The organism is Micromonospora sp. NPDC047644 (genome assembly GCF_040704315.1).
Lineage (GTDB): Bacteria > Actinomycetota > Actinomycetes > Mycobacteriales > Micromonosporaceae > Micromonospora.
In genome coordinates this window covers 16,690-31,629 of sequence record NZ_JBEYSY010000008.1, presented here as the reverse complement: position 1 = coordinate 31,629, position 14,940 = coordinate 16,690, and the positions used below count along the sequence as shown (strand labels likewise).

At 72.0% G+C, this 14,940-nt stretch carries 11 protein-coding genes; 6 read left to right on the top strand and 5 right to left on the bottom strand.

Annotation, left to right across the window (positions count from 1 at the left end):
• The first annotated feature begins 195 nt into the window (after positions 1–195).
• The 6 genes from AB0877_RS14700 (at position 196) to AB0877_RS14675 (ending at position 7,844) form a co-directional block, all read left to right on the top strand.
• A complete protein-coding gene (locus AB0877_RS14700; RefSeq protein WP_366609071.1) occupies positions 196–1,452 on the top strand; it encodes a serine/threonine-protein kinase in 1,257 nt (418 codons plus the stop codon).
• An 84-nt stretch (positions 1,453–1,536) separates the two neighbouring features.
• Positions 1,537–3,312, top strand: coding sequence for an extracellular solute-binding protein (locus AB0877_RS14695; RefSeq protein ID WP_366609070.1), 1,776 nt, complete (start codon positions 1,537–1,539; stop codon positions 3,310–3,312).
• A 118-nt stretch (positions 3,313–3,430) separates the two neighbouring features.
• Positions 3,431–4,942 (top strand): DUF4419 domain-containing protein, encoded by a 1,512-nt coding sequence (locus AB0877_RS14690; protein WP_366609069.1) that lies wholly within the window; start codon positions 3,431–3,433, stop codon positions 4,940–4,942.
• Between the two features lie 261 nt (positions 4,943–5,203).
• Positions 5,204–6,334, top strand: a complete 1,131-nt coding sequence (locus AB0877_RS14685; protein ID WP_366609068.1) for a hypothetical protein — start codon at positions 5,204–5,206, stop codon at positions 6,332–6,334.
• 201 nt (positions 6,335–6,535) lie between these two features.
• Positions 6,536–7,141, top strand: a complete 606-nt coding sequence (locus tag AB0877_RS14680; protein WP_366609067.1) for a response regulator transcription factor — start codon at positions 6,536–6,538, stop codon at positions 7,139–7,141.
• A 118-nt stretch (positions 7,142–7,259) separates the two neighbouring features.
• Positions 7,260–7,844: a response regulator transcription factor gene (locus AB0877_RS14675; RefSeq protein WP_366609066.1), complete on the top strand. Its 585-nt coding sequence runs from the start codon at positions 7,260–7,262 to the stop codon at positions 7,842–7,844.
• Positions 7,845–7,864: 20 nt separating this feature from the next.
• On the opposite strand, the gene AB0877_RS14670 is transcribed toward AB0877_RS14675, so the two are convergent.
• From AB0877_RS14670 to AB0877_RS14650, 5 genes are all read right to left on the bottom strand, one after another.
• Complete coding sequence (locus AB0877_RS14670; RefSeq protein ID WP_366609065.1) at positions 7,865–9,643, bottom strand: ABC transporter ATP-binding protein; 1,779 nt, start codon at positions 9,641–9,643, stop codon at positions 7,865–7,867.
• A complete protein-coding gene (locus AB0877_RS14665) occupies positions 9,640–11,367 on the bottom strand; it encodes an ABC transporter ATP-binding protein (RefSeq protein ID WP_366609064.1) in 1,728 nt (575 codons plus the stop codon). Before AB0877_RS14665 ends, AB0877_RS14670 begins: the two co-directional genes overlap by 4 nt.
• A gap of 72 nt (positions 11,368–11,439) precedes the next feature.
• The gene (locus tag AB0877_RS14660; protein ID WP_013734295.1) at positions 11,440–11,559 is read right to left on the bottom strand and encodes a SapB/AmfS family lanthipeptide; all 120 of its coding nucleotides are present in this window, start codon (positions 11,557–11,559) and stop codon (positions 11,440–11,442) included.
• A 5-nt stretch (positions 11,560–11,564) separates the two neighbouring features.
• On the bottom strand, positions 11,565–14,162 hold the full coding sequence (gene lanKC / locus AB0877_RS14655; protein WP_366609063.1) for a class III lanthionine synthetase LanKC: 2,598 nt from the start codon (positions 14,160–14,162) through the stop codon (positions 11,565–11,567).
• A gap of 133 nt (positions 14,163–14,295) precedes the next feature.
• Positions 14,296–14,841, bottom strand: a complete 546-nt coding sequence (locus AB0877_RS14650; protein ID WP_366609062.1) for a carboxymuconolactone decarboxylase family protein — start codon at positions 14,839–14,841, stop codon at positions 14,296–14,298.
• Between the last annotated feature and the right edge of the window lie 99 nt (positions 14,842–14,940).

Below are 14,940 nucleotides of genomic sequence, written 5' to 3'. Positions count from 1 at the left end.
GCGACGGTACACCGCTCACCCTCCAGATAGGACCGACGAACACAAGCGCATTCCTCCCGTGTCGGACCGGGGCGGTCACCCGGCGGTGGGCGAGACTGTCCACCGCTCGAACGTCCTCGGTCGCCGGCCGCCGACGTGGCACGATGGCCGTGTCCTGCGCCGCCGGTGGCCGGGAGCGACACTGATGGAGTCTCGATGTCGGAGCTGGCCGGCCCGCCGGTGCCAGGGTTGGCGAAACTGTGGACGCACGACCCGGTCACCGCTGGGCCGTATCGCCTGGTCGGGCGGTTGGGCGCGGGCGGGCAGGGGGTCGTCTATCTCGGCGAGGACGACGCCGGTGACCGGGTCGCGGTCAAGATGGTCAACGTCGATCTGAGTGATCCACGGGCGCGGTCACAGTTCGTCAAGGAGATCGCCGCCGCCCGCCGGGTCGCTCCGTTCTGCACCGCGCAGGTGCTCTTCGCGGAGGTGGACGGCGAGCGACCGTACGTGGTCAGTGAGTTCATCGAGGGTCTGACGCTGCACCGGCACGTCCGCGAGCGTGGTCCGGTGACCGGCAACGCCCTGCACCGGCTCGCGGTCGGCACCGTCACGGCGCTCGCGGCGATCCACAGTGCCGGGGTGGTGCACTGTGATCTGAAGCCGGACAACGTGGTGCTGGGCGAGGACGGTCCTCGGGTGATCGACTTCGGTATCGCGCGGGCGTTGGGCAACACCGAGACCGCCTCCAGCCGGGTCATGGGGACCACCGCGTACATGGCGCCGGAGCGGTTCCGCAACGACGCGATCGGTCCACCCTGCGACGTCTTCGCCTGGGCGGCCACGATCGCCTTCGCCGCCGGTGGTCGGCCGCCTTTCGGCAACGACTCGCTCTTCGCCGTGATGCACCGGGTGCTGCACGATCCGCCTGACCTGCCGGCGTTGCCTCCCGTCCTGGACGAGCTGATCCGGGAGTGCCTGGCCAAGGACCCGGCTGACCGGCCGGTTGCCGAGCGCGTGTTGGTGCGGTTGCTCCGGCAGGACGGCAGGGTCACCGCGCCGCTACGTCGGGAGAGCCTGCTCGAGGTCGGCAACGAGACCGCCGGCGCACCGACGCCGGATCACCCGCTCCCCCAGGTCACGCCGACGGCACCGCAACCGGGCGCGACGCAGCCGCAGGGACCGGCCCAGCCGACGGTGGCGACTGAGACCCGACCGGCGCACCTGACGCCGACGGAGCCCGGCGGTGGTGCGGGAGGTGACGGCGCGATGAGGCGGCTGCGTCGTGAGGCCCCGGACGCTTGGGGAATCTCTACCGCGCTCTTCCTCGGTTCGGTCGGCGCCGCCGCCGGCTACGTCGCGTCGAGCGCGGTCGGCCCGGCCGCCGCGACCGGGGCGGTGGCCTTCGTCGTGGTCTACCTGGTTCGGCTGCTGGTCGCGACAGCAGTCGGGGGACGCTCCGACCGCGGGTGACGGGTGCACCGGGGTCGAGGTCCCCGACTGGCGTCCGATCGATAGGTTGACTGCCACCAGCCACCCGCCGAGGAGGACGTCCCGATGGTCCCACCCGCTACGCGTACGCGGCAGTGGTTGCCCTACACCGCCGCCGTCACCGCCGGGCTGGTGGTCATCGCCGGGGCGTTCGTGTTCGTCCGACAGCGCGAAGCGGGCAACGACTGCGCCACCATCCTCCAGGTCAACTCCTCGACGGAGAAGGCGGCGCTGCTGGTCGACCTGGCCGAGCACTACAACCGCAGCGACCGGTCGATCAAGGGCGGTGGCTGCGCCCAGGTGCACGTCAGCGCGTTGAACTCGGGCAAGGCCAGCGAGGCGCTGGCCACCGGCTGGACCCACACCGGCCTGCCGCAACCCCAGGTCTGGCTGCCGACGTCGAGCCTGTGGACCGGCCAGCTCCGGCTGCTCGACGAAGCCGCCGGGCGGGAGTTGCAGACTCCGGACCACTACCCGTCGATCGCCAACAGCCCGCTGGTGATCGCGATGCCGCAACCCAAGGCCGAGCTGGTACGCGAGCGCGGATCGCTGGGCTGGGGCGAGATCCTGGGCCTCTCCGGGCGGGACGGCTGGGCCGACTTCGGCAAGCCGGAGTGGGGTCGCTTCACCTTCGGCAAGGACAACCCGAACCTGTCCACCTCCGGGCTGGCGGCAACCATCGCCACCTACTATGCGGCGGTACAACGGGCCAGTGACCTGACCGAGTCCGACCTGGCCAACCCGGCGGTCACCCAGTTCGTCCGCCGGATCGAGGCGAACGTGTCGCACTACAGCGACGATTCGGTGGACCTGCTGCGCAGCCTCGCCGAGGCTGACCTGACCGGCGGCGCGGGCAGCACGGACGACATGAGCGCCATCGTCCTCCAGGAGGAGTTGGTGGACCTCTACAACACGGGCGCGCTGAGCCCTCGGCTGGAAGGGCAGGAGCGGGGCCGCCGGCCGAACGTCCCGCTGGTCGCCATCCACCCGAAGGAGGGCACGTTCAACCTGGACCACCCGTTCGTGGTGTTGCCCTCCGCTGACGAGCGGCAGCGCGCGGCGGCAGCCGACTTCCAGAAGTTCCTGACCGAGGACACCCAGCAGGAGAGGTTCACCCGCCTCGGCTTCCGGGACCACGAGCGCCGCGCCTCGGCGGAGTTGCTGACCAGTGTCGGCGCCGAGCCCACCGGCGGGTTGAACTACTTCGAGCCACCGGACCCGCAGGTGGTGAGCGCGATGCTCGACGGCTGGCGCACGCTCCGCAAGAAGGCGAACATCCTGATCGCCCTGGACACCTCGGGGTCCATGCTGGCGAAGGTCGGCACACGGACCCGTTTCCAGGTGGCCTCGGCGGCGGCGGGCAAGGGCCTCGCCCTGCTCAACACCGAAGACCGGGTGGGGCTCTGGTCGTTCTCCTCGGAGACGCAGCAGCAGCCGAAGAGCCCGTACCGGCAGGAGGTCCCTCTCGGCGGGTTCGATCAGAAGCGGATCAACAGCAAGATCGCCGGACTGCAGGTCGCGGGCAGTACCGCGCTCTACGCGACGATCCGGGCCGCGCACAGAGAACTGCTCGACCGGTACGACCCGCAGCGGATCAACGCGATTGTGGTGCTGACCGACGGAAAGAACGAGTACATCAGGGACAACGACCTGGCCGGGTTGCTCGCCGAGGTCGCCCTCGACCCGAAGCGGCCGGTGAAGGTCTTCTGCATCGCCTTCGACCGTGAGTCGGACTTCGCCACCCTGGACCGGATCGCCAAGGCGTCGTCGGGCAAGGCCTTCGACGCCACCGATCCCACCAAGATCGATGAGGCGTTCGTGAAGCTGGTCAGCAGCTTCTGAGATCAGGTTCCGTCGCGATGACGGCGACCGGCGAGTCCTGCGACGACCACGAGTAAGCGCAGGCCTGAAGCTGACTGGGCGGGCGTCGGTCCGGACGAAGGAGCGCTAGAGTCCCGCCATGGTGACCTTCCCGGTCGACGAGGTGAGTCCCGCGGCCGTGCGCCTGCCTACCCGGCCGCTCAACGAACTGTTCGATGACGCGTTGGTGTTTGGCGGCGATCCGACGTTGCCGGTGCTCGTGCCCGACGGGGTGCATCCGCTGCTCGACGCCGTCGGACGGGCGTTCGCCGATCATCGCCCGCTGGTGTTGTCCCCCGACGCGGTGTGGTTGACCATCGCGCAGGGGGTCGCACAACACATCCGGCTGCACGCCGAGGAGTTGCGCCCCCGCTTGGTGAATCACGCCGGCCGTAAGCGACTGACCGTCACCGTCGATGGGCAGCTGCCGCAGGACGCGGCTTCCTGGCAGGACCTGGTGGCGTCCTTCCAGGAACTGCTCGCCGCCGAGATCACCGACGCAGACCTGTTCGCGTGCGACTTCTCCACCAGCACTGACGTCGACCGGGTCGCGGGACGAGTTTCCCTGCTCGACGCCTATTCGCCGTATTTCTCGCTGTGGCTGGTATGCGTGTGTGGAATCCCCTCGATCACGTTGACCGGAGATGTGGCTGACTGGCAGAAGATCCGCGCGCGGGTGGACGCGCTCGCCGGGTTCGGCCTGCAGCAGTGGTGCCGCTCGCTCGCGCCGATCGTCGACCAGTTCGTCAGCGCCGCGGCAGGGGATGAGGACGTGGCGTTCTGGCGGCGCATCTACAACCCTGTCGACGCGTACGGCGGTGACGTAGTCACCGGCTGGGCCGCGCGCCTGTACCCGTACCTCAGCGGTGAGGGCATGTTCGACCGACCGAACCCGCTGCTGGAGCTGCCCATCGACGAGCCGCGCGACGCGACAATCGACGGACGCGGCTTCTACCGGGGGGCCGGGCTCCGCACCGATCAGGTCCCCGCAAGGTTGTCGCGGGTCACAGTGAATGTCAACGATCGGGTGGCAGGCGAAAACCGGGCAGTCGCCCTGCACAGCGGCCTGGTCGGCGTCGCGCAGGACGACGACGGTGGACTGCGACCCATCGCCGGCTGGTACCTCGCACCGAGCGTGGTGGAGATCGACGACGTGATCGACCGGATCGTGCGCGACCATCAGACCACGCCACCACAGCCCTTACGCCTGTTCAACGTGCCCGCCGAGGTCGTGGCGCTCTACCAGCGCATCGGTGCCGCCACCCTGTTCGGCACGTGGCGGCTGCTGCCGGTCGCCGAACACCGTCGGATCTACCGCGAGGACGAGCGGTCGCTCCTGACGATCATCGACCTCCCCGATGGTCGAACGATCTGCGCTGCCGTCGACGACGAGACCCAGTCGACCCACTGGGTCCTCTGCCGAGCGGAGAGGGTGACGGCCGCCCAGTTGGACGAGTTCGATGCCCTCGTCCGACTGATCGACGAGCCCGCCGACGTCCCCGTGTACGGCACCTCGCTCGCGCAGCTGCTCGACGCCGCCCTCGACTCCGACGGCGACATTTCCCACCTGGAAACCGGCCGACTCCACCAGCTCGACCGGCCCAGCGGTTGATTCAGGAGTGCGCCTGGTCAGAGCAGTCGTCGGCGGACCCACCAGAGGATGAGCAGGGACAGCACGACGGTCAGCAGCCGGCCTCCACTGCGGACCTGGTGCGCGCCCGGATCCGCCAAGCTGCGCACTCCCACCGGATGCGGCTACGTGAGCACATCGCTACTATGGGTCAGCAATCCACAGGGAAGGGGTCGTGCCCGCGTGCGAAGTCCCGTCACCGAGACCGCGTCGGCGTCTGCGCCGGGCCGATCCGCGCCGCTCATGACCAGCCGGTTGCGCAGGCTCGCCCGGCTGCTGGTGCTGATCGCGGCTGCCGCCGGCGCCGGTTTCGTCGTGGCCGTCCTGTTCCAGGGCCCGGCCGCCGCCAACGGAATGCGCAGCGGGTCCGGTGACGAGCCTCATCGAACGGTCGGCGTTCTGGTCGAGTCGGTCACGCGGCTCACGGTCGCCGAGCGCCCCCACCAGGGCCGCCACCTGGCGCCGGTTGCCGACGACACTCGACTTGCCGACGACAGTCGACGCGACAAGGTCCGCACCCCACTGGCACGGCCCACCGGCGATGCCGCCGCCCCCCGTGAGAAGCCACCCGCGACGCAGCCTCGCGGCTTGACGGGCACGTCGAGGCGCGACGCACCCGTCCCACCCCGCGCGGCGGCGGAGCGCGAGAAGCTGCGGCCGGCCGCCGTCGCTCGCACGGCTCATCGCCCAGCTCACCGCGTCGGGCTGTCGCAGCCGGCCGCGGATCCACCACGGAAGCCAGCCACCGCCGCGCCCCCGCCGGCCGCGCTGCACTTACCAGGCGAATCACCGGTGGTGGGCCCGATCACCGCCGCACTGCCGTACGTCGTCGACGTCGTGAGCAGAGTGCCGATCAGGCCCGTCGTCATGACACTCCTCCGGGTCGCCGACGCCGTTCTACCACCGGCTCTCGGCGAGGTGGTCGTCCCGTCGACGACACCCGCACTGCCCGGTCCCCCGGCACCCGGGCCGGGTGGCGTCCCGGTGACCGAGACGGCTCCCGCACTGCCAGCGCCGACGCCACCGGCCGGTCCGACGCCGGTCAGTCCGGCGGCGGCCCCGGTACGCGCCGCAGTGCCGCCGATGCCGGCCGCGCCACCGCCGATGTCCGCCGTTGCCGCCGCGCGTGCCGCGGTCCCGACGGGGCACCTCGCCGCACGCCCGAAACCGCTGGCCCCGCAGGCTGTGCTCTCTGGTCAACCGGTCACGCCCGCCGACGAGGATGTCGCCTGCGTCGACAATGGCTCGACACCCGGGCCTGGGCTGGCCCGGCCGCTCGAGAGGCAGTCGCACGTCGATGCTGGGCCGCCCGCCGATCTCGTGCCACTCCTGGTCGAGAGCCGAACCCTCTCCCCGATCACCCGCCCCGGCTGAGGCCTGCCGACCGACCCCGGTGACTGGTGCCCGCAGCGCCTGCTTCCCCGCTGGTCGGTCGATTCGTGTCCGCGCCCGTCCGCCGTGACGGTGCCGTGGGCCGATACCTACCTGTCTGTAGCGCACGACCGCCCCGACGACCCGTGGACGTTCCGGGATCGGTGGTCGTCGTGACGCGTACCGGAGATCGGAGAAGACGTGGTGATCCACGTTGTCGTCGCCGAGGACATGGGTTTGCTCCGCGGGGCGCTCTGCGCCGCGCTGTCACGTGAGGAGGACATGGAGGTGGTCGCCGACGTCGAGGGTGTCGGTGAGCTGTTGACGGTGGTCCGGCGGTGCCGACCGCAGGTGGTGGTGCTGGCACTGACACCGGAGTTGCCCGACCCGGTGGAGGTGGTCGCCCGCATCGACGTCGAGGCGCCGCACGCCGCCGTGCTGGCGATGAGCCCTCGGTGGAGCCCGGCGCTGGTGGAGGCCGCACTGGCAGCCGGCGCGCGCGGCCTGGTCGGGAAGGACAGCTCGCTGGACGAGTTGGTGCGCGCGATCCGCGCGCTCGCGGTCGGGGAGCGCGCGATCGACCCCGCCGCGGCGATCGCGGCGCTGAGCCCTCCGGAGATGCCGTTGACGCCTCGGGAGATGGACGTGCTGCGGTTGGCGGCCGACGGTCTGCCCCTGAAGGAGATCGCCGTCCGCCTCTATCTGGCACACGGAACGGTGCGCAATCACCTGTCGGTGATTCTGCGTAAGACCGGGGCGCGCAACCGGTTGGAGGCGGTGTCGCACGCGCGGCGTAACGGCTGGTTGTAGCCGTCGGGGGTGGGTTCGGAGGCGATGTCCGAACCCACCCGTCGCCGTGCGACCCCACCGGATGCGTGTTTGAATATTGACGTACCGTGATCATTGTCGGAGTGCGGGAAGGTTCGTCGTGATCCGTACCCTGCTGGCCTTGGACGGCGCCCTGGTTCTGGGTGCGCTGTCGCTCGTCCTCGCCGCCGAGGACGACATTCGCGTCGTGGCGGAGGTGGATCGCGGCGACGAGGTCTCCGCGGCCGTCCGCGCGCAGAGCCCCGACGTGGTGGTGGCCGACCTCGACTTCGTCGAGGGAGTCGATCCCGACCGTCTCGGCCGGTGTCCCGTCCTGGTGCTGGCGCACCCGCATCGGGCCCGACGGTTGCGAGGCATGTTGTGCCCGACCCGGGCAGTCGGCATCCTGCGCAGTGACGCCGCCCCCCAGCGGGTCATCGACGGGATCCGCCGGCTCGCCCGCCGGGAGCCCGTGCTCGACGCGGATCTCGTGGTCGCCGCGCTGCACTCGGACGGCCCACTGACCAGCCGCGAGACGGAGGTGTTGCGGCTGACGGCCGCGGGTGCGCCGGTCGCGGAGGTGGCGGAGTCGCTCGGGCTCACCCGCGGCACCGTCCGCAACCATCTCGGTCGGATCGCCCGCAAGGTGGGCGCGCGTACCCGGGTGGAGGCCGTGCGGATGGCCGGCGAAGCGGGCTGGATCTGACCGGCGCCGCCGCGCGGGGTTCAGCTCTGCCGCGCCGTCGCCGCCGGGGACGGCACCACCGGGTCGTCCCAGCAGCCGACGAGCACCCGGTAGGTGGCCGAACGGGCCATCAACTGTTCGTGCGTCCCCAGGACGGGCTCGTCGCCGTCGAGGACCAGCACCCGTCCGGCCCGCAACGCGGAACTGATCCGGTGCGCGATCACCACGAGGGCGCCGGGCCGCCGGGCGAAGGCGGCCTCGACCGTCGCTTCCAGCGCCGGGTCCAGGTGGCAGGTCGCCTCGTCGAGGACCGCCAGCGGGGCGGGTGCCAGCCAGGCCCGGACCGCCGCGACGAGCTGCCGCTCGCCGGCGGAGAGCAGGGCCGGCGTGACCGGCGCGTCCAGGCCGCCCAGGCGGGTCGCCAGGGGACGCGCGCCGAGCAGGTCGAGGGCGGCCTCCAGCGTGTCGTGGTCGGCGTCCGGTCGGAGGTAGCGGAGGTTGTCGGCGAGACTGCCCGTGAAGACGTACGCCTCCTGGGGCACCAGCACTCGCATCCGGGCGAGGTCGGCCGGCTCGATCTCGGTGACCCTCGTGCCGGCCAGGTGGACCGTGCCTGCCTGCGACGGCACGATGCCGGCCATCAGGGAGGCCAGTGTGGACTTGCCCGCACCGCTCGGGCCGACAACGGCGAGATGATCCTGGTCGGCCAGTGTCAGCGAGAAGTTCCGCAGGACGGGCCGGGCGCGCGGGCCGTAGCTGAAGGTCAGTCCCCGGATCTCGACGGCCGCCGGCCGATCGGCAGGGCCGGCGGGTGGTCGGCAGCGGGGCGCCCGTCTGGTGAGGGCTGACGGGAGCGGGTCGTCGGCGGCCGGATGAGCGCGCAGGATGTTCTCCAGGGTGACCGCGTAGCGCAGCCCGCCTCCACCGAGGCCCTGCACCAGGGTGTGCAGGGCGGGTTGCAGCCCGGTGGAGACGTAGATCAGCGCGCCCAGCACCGCGCCGGCGGTGAGACCACGCTCGACCAGCCACGGGGCGGTCACCATCAGCACCAGCAGTGGCAGCCAGCCGCCGATGCCGAGGCTGAGGCTGCGGATCGCCGCCATCCGGGCGAGCATGCGTTCGGCGGCGGCCTGCGCCGACACCCAGCGTTCCACCTCCGCCGACACGCGTGCCTGGGCGCCACAGGCCAGCACGTCACGGTGAGCGGCCAGGGCGGTCGCCGCGGACTGGCCGAGCTGTTCACCGGCCCGGACGTAGGCGCGCTGGTGCGTGACCATCGACGGCAGCGCGGCGAGGAACACGACCAGACCGACGACCAGCGGGGCGAATGCCAGCGCCGCCACGACCGGCGCCAGCGCGAGCAGGCCGAGCAGGGCCGCGCCGGCGGAGAAGAGGAAGCCGCGGGTCACCATCAGCAGACCGGCGAAGGTGTCGCGGACGATCTCCATCTGGTGGGTCAGCCGGGTCACGGCGGCGCTGTCCGGGCGGCCACCCGCCCTGGTGGCGTCGCGGAGCGCGCCCCGGATCACCTGGGCGGCCACCTCGTCGCGGAACGGCTCGACCACCGCGCCGAGGCTCCGGTACGTCCGGCCGGTGGCTGCCGCGCCGACCAGCACGGCCACGGCGAGGACCCCCAACCAGGCCAGACCGGTGAGGAGACCTCCGGCCAGGAAACCCTCGTCGACGGCGCGGGCGACCAGATAACCGGCGAGCAGCGCGGGCAGCGACTCGACAACCGACCAGCCGCCGAGCCCGGCGAGTTCCCACCGGCGGGCCCGCAGCGCCCGCCAGGTCACCCGTCGTACGCCGGGACGGCTCACGACAAACCGCCGGCCGGCTGGAAGACGGCACGGTAGTCCGGGTCGGCCCACAGTTGCCGGTGCGGCGCCAGGCCGCGCAGCCGGCCGCCGTCGAGCCAGGCGACCAGGTCGGCGGCCGCGGCCGCCGCGGTCCGGTGGGTGACCACCAGTCGGGTACGCCCCCCGGCGCGCCCGAGAACCGCCTCGGTGATCCGGTGTTCGGTCGCGGTGTCGAGACTGGACATGGCGTCGTCGAGGATGAGCAGCCGTTCGGCGGCGAACGCGCGGGCCAGGCCGAGGCGTTGGGTCTCGCCCCCGGAGAGCGGTGTGTCCGCCAGTGGGGTGCGGTAACCGCCGGGCAGACGCTCGATCACGTCGGCGACCGCCGCCATCCGGGCCGCCCGCAGAACCGCCGGCGTGGCCGGGCTTCCGTCGGCCGGCGGGACCGCCGAGTCGACCGGCAGCGCCAAGCCGATCGCGTCGTGGACGGTCACGCCGATCAGCACCGGCCGGTCGAAGGCGTAGCCGACGGCCCGGCGCAGCGCCATCGCGTCGAGGTCCCGCAGCGGCACCCCGTCGAGGCGCACCTCACCGCGGTCGGGGTCGTACAGGCGTCCCGCCACGGCCGCCAGGGTCGACTTGCCGGCACCGGACGCCCCGACGACGGCCACTGTCGCGCCGGCCGGCACGTCCAGGTCGACGCCGTCCAGGACGGGTCGCCCGTCGTCGGCGTGCACGCACACCCCACGCAGTCGCAGGGCACCGCCGCCGGGTGGGAGGGGCCGATCGCCCACCGGCGTGGTGGGCTGTGTCAGCAGCTCGGCGACCCGGTGTGCTCCCGCGCGGCTGCGGACCAGGTGGTTCAGGGTGGCGAGCACCGCACCGAGCCCGGCGCCCATGGCCGCGTACCGGACCGCGGCGACCAGTTCACCCGGTGTGAGCCAGCCGGCGGTCAGAGCGTACCCGCCGACCGCGATGACGCTCAGATTCAGCAGCGGCGCCACGGCCGAGGTGCGCGCACTCGCCCGGGCCAGCAGTCCCCAGGTCCGCCGGCCGTGCCGGTCCAGCTCCGGTAGGGCCGCCCGCACCCGGTCCTCCTCGCGGCGGGTGGTGCCGGCGGCGGCGATGGTCCGGGCACCGCTGAGCGACTCCAACAGCCGGCCGGCGATGTCACCGAGGACCCGTTGGTACCCGGCGGTCGCGGTCGAGGCGTCGGCCACGAAGGCACGCATGAGGACGGCGAGCAGGCCGAGACCGGCGAGCAGGGTGACTCCGAGGACCGGTTCCATGATGGCGAGCGCGACGACGCTGCCGAGCGGCGGAAGCACCGCCACGGTGGCCAGGACCACCGCGTTGCCGGCTTGTCCCGCGTCGGCGGCCTGGCCGACCAGTCGGCCGACGAGGTCACCCACCGGGTACCGGCGGGTGGCGCGGACGTCCACGGCGAACAGGTGACGCGGGAGACTCCGGCGCAGCCCGGCGGTGGCGCGCGCCGCACCGAACCCGCTGGCCAGGTCCGTCAGGGTGTCGACGCAGATGAGGACGACGACAAGGGCGCCGGCGGACACCGCCCACCCGGCGGAGCCGCCGTCGAGGGCGGCGTCGACGGCGCGCCCGAGGACCGCGGGGAGCAACAGCTCGGCGGCCGCGCCGAGCAGCGCGACCGCCGCGAGTGCGACCGTCCAGCCGCCGCCCGCCAGGACCGTCTGCCGCAGCAGCCTGTCCCCCGCGGCGAACGTCGGCATCGGTCCTCCCGTTGGTACACGGATGCCCTGGGTGGGCACGTCTACCCACCCAGGGCCCCACGTGTGCGTGGATCAGTTGCAGGTCGTGACGGAGAGCGAGCTGTCGCCGCAGAGCAGCAGGCTCGCCCGGCTACCGCCACCGGTACGGTCGGCCGGAGCCATCTCCAGGCCCTGGAGGTCCAGAAGTGCCATGTCGTTCACCTCCCTTCCATCCGTTCGCCGATCGGGTCGCCCCCGCTGTCGCGAGGGAGTCTGTCCGCGCCCGGCAGGGGCGCGAGAAAGGGCAGCGCCGGCGGCTGGTCGTGCCGCGCGCTGGCCAGCGCGTACAGCACGCCGGCGGTGCCGGTGCCGAAGTCCATGGAGAGGCGCAACAACTGCTCACCGGGGAAGGCGGTCCCTTCCCGGTACGGCAGCGCGTGCCAGGCCAGCCGGTCCACCTGCGCGCGGAGTTCGAGGCGGTCGGCGGGGTCGGTCGAGGCGGCGAGGTAGGCGATGATGCCGGCCCGACCGGCGAAGAGCCCGGACTGCGCGTAGAACGGTGAGCGCGCCGCCCGGCGGACCCCTGCGCTCGCCTCGGCGAACCGCTCGTCGGCCCGGTGACGCAGGTACTGGTCGAGGACCAGCCCGATCCCGACACTGCCGTGCGCCAGGTAGGGCATGGTGCGCCAGCCCTCGTTGACCTCCAGGGCACCGTCCGGGCGCAGCACACACCGGCGTAGATCCTGGCGCAGCGCCGTGGCGGCGTGCCCCAGCAACTCGTCGTCGCCGCTGAGCTCGTAGAGCCGCAACAGCATCAGCGCCGGTCCGGTCCGGCCGCGCAGCAGCCCGGCGTACGGGTTTCGTCCGCCGCTGACGTCCGGGCCCGGGTCGTCGGACAGTTGCCCGATCACACGCTCGGCGGCCCGCCACGCGGCGTCGTGCAGCGACACCTCACCGGTACGCGCGGCCATCTCGGCCAGGTTGAGCGCGATCCCGGACAGTCCGCTGGCCAGGCTGTGGTCGAGCCCGTCGAGGGGTTCCCGCAGGCAGATGTCGACAACGTCCAGCGCGTCCTGCCGGCGTCCGAGGTGAGCGAGGGTGTAGGCGACGCCGTGCAGCCCGTCGTAGAAGCCGCAGCGGGTGCCGGACGGTGGCGCTGTCGCCCGCCGCACCAGCCACTGTTCGTGCTCGGGCCACCGTCCGGCGCCGCTCTTGTCGAGCGCGTGCAGCACTCCCGCCGCCCCGTGAGCGAGGTTGAGACCGCCGCTGCGGAACTGTTCGATGTCACCGGGAAAGAGCCGGTCGTCGCGCTCGGGGGTGGCGCTGGCCAGGATCGCGGTCGCCAACCCGTCCCGCGACGGGCGCCAGTCGTCGACGCCGGGATTCCCTTGCGGTTCCGCGGTGACACGCGGCTCACCGGTGATCTCCTCGACCGCCGGATCGAGGAAGGACCTCGGCACCGGGAAGTTCGCGGCGATGATGTCGGCCAGGTGAGTCACCTTCGCCGGGGCCAGCCGGACGAGCTGGGTCAGTGGCAGGAACAGCGCCAACCGCAGGCACGCCAGGGCGTACCGGTCGACCGCCGGTCCGCTGCGGTCCCTCGGGGCCGCGAAGCCCTGGTTGCGCAGCCCGGGTCGGCGGTGCCCGGCGATCGGGGCGGCCACCTCGAAGTCGACCAGGGCGACCTGGTCGTCCGGTCGGATCATGATGTTGAACAGGTGCAGGTCCCCGTAGACCAGACCGCGTTCGTGGATCGCTGCCACGACGGATTCGACCTGTTCGTAGGTGTGGCGGGCCCACCGGGCGTACTCCGCCCGGTCGCCGTCGGTCGCGTCGGCGTCGATCAGCGGGTACCGGTCGACCAGCACCTTGTTCAGCGGTCGGCCCTCGATGAACTCGAGCGCGAGGAACCCGTGCTCGCCGATGGCGAACTCGTCGTGCACCCGAGGCACCTGCGGCAGGTCGGCGAGTTTCCGCAGGGCCTGCGCCTCGCCGGCCAGCCGGGCGACGGCGTCGGTGCCGTCGGCGTCCAGGCCGGCATGCGGTCGGGCCTCCTTGAGCACCACCTCGGTGTCGGTGCGCAGGTCCCTGCCCACGTACAGCCCGCCGCCGTTCGAAAAGTGGATCACCCGCTCGATCCGGTACGGCACCTCGTTGGTACTGGTGTCGTTGCGGGCGGCCAGGTGCGGGCCGAGGAAGTCGGGCAGCGTGACCCAGGCGGGTACGTGGAAGACGGGCTCGCGGCGGTCCGGCACCAGCGTGCCGGAGTCGTCCTCGATCGCCGGCACCACCTGGCCGTCGGGCGAGTGGCAGTAGCGGGCGGCGAAGCCGCCGTAGCGCACGTGGACGGGGCCGGCGCCGTAGCGGAGGTCACTGAGGATGTACGGCCCGGTCTCGCCGGTGAGCAGCTCGTCGAGTTCCTTGCAGGCCAGCTCCAGCTCCGCGTCGTCGCGCGGATAGACGGTGACGAACTTGCCGCTGGCGGCCCGGGCGGCGTACTTGGAGTTGCGCAGCAGCAGCGTGCGCGGCCCGCGCAGGAACTTGAAGGACAGGCCACGGGGGACGCAGTAGTTCCAGACCGCGTCCAGCACCCGCTCGGCGTTCGCCAGGCCCGCCGACACATGAATCTTCCAGCCCTGCTGCGGCAGCGAGCCGCCGTCCGGCGCGTAGATCAGCCAGTCGTCGAGCGGCTCACGACGCCAGCCGGTCGGAACCGGTCGTTCGGCGGCCGGGAAGACGGGCTGCGCGACGGCGCTGCCGAGCGAGTCGTAGAACAACCGATCCGCGGCGCAGTAGCTGTCGTAGCGTTCGTCCACCGTCTCGCCGCCTCTCGAACTCGGCCGGCTCTTGTTCCGGCGTCGAATCGAGTCTCATCGACGGGACGTGGTGGGCTCCAGTGCGCTTAGTCACGACCTTCGATGCGGTGCGCACAGGCACTCATGACATTAGTCAGGCCCGCGCACCGTAGACGGCGGCGCCCATCGGCTTGTCGACGTCGAGGTCCGCCACCGCGGCGACCCGGGCGATCATCATGTACTGCCCGATCACCATCAGGAGCTCGACCACCTCGCGCGGGGAGAGCAGCCCGGTCAGCGCGGTGACGGTGGCGTCGGGCGGGCGGACGTCACGGACGACGTCGGTCGTGAAGCGCAGGACGATCCGTTGCTCCGACGTGAAACAGTCGTCCCCGATCTCGTCGCGGCCGAGCGCGTGGATCATCTCGTCCGTGGCGCCGACGGAGCGGGCGATCGGCTCGTGCTGGACCCACTCGTATGTCACGTCGCTCAACTGCGCGACTCGCAGGATCGCGATTTCGCGGAGCAGCGGGTCGAGGGCCAGGTCCCTGAGCAGCGTGCCGCCCCAGCGCATCCAGTCCGGAAACGCCGTCTCGGCGTGGGCCATGACGCGGAAGAAGCCCAGCGGAAGCGCGGCCTGCAACGTCTCGCGGACCGGTGCCGGGGCGTCGGCGGGGTTCACGTACGGCAGGCGACTCATGTTTCCCCTTGAAGGCGGCTAATCGGGTTATACCGACCATATCCAATCCCCGTTTCGCCCGCCGCGGTTCTCGTTCCGGGAGACCCGGCGTCGGTGCCG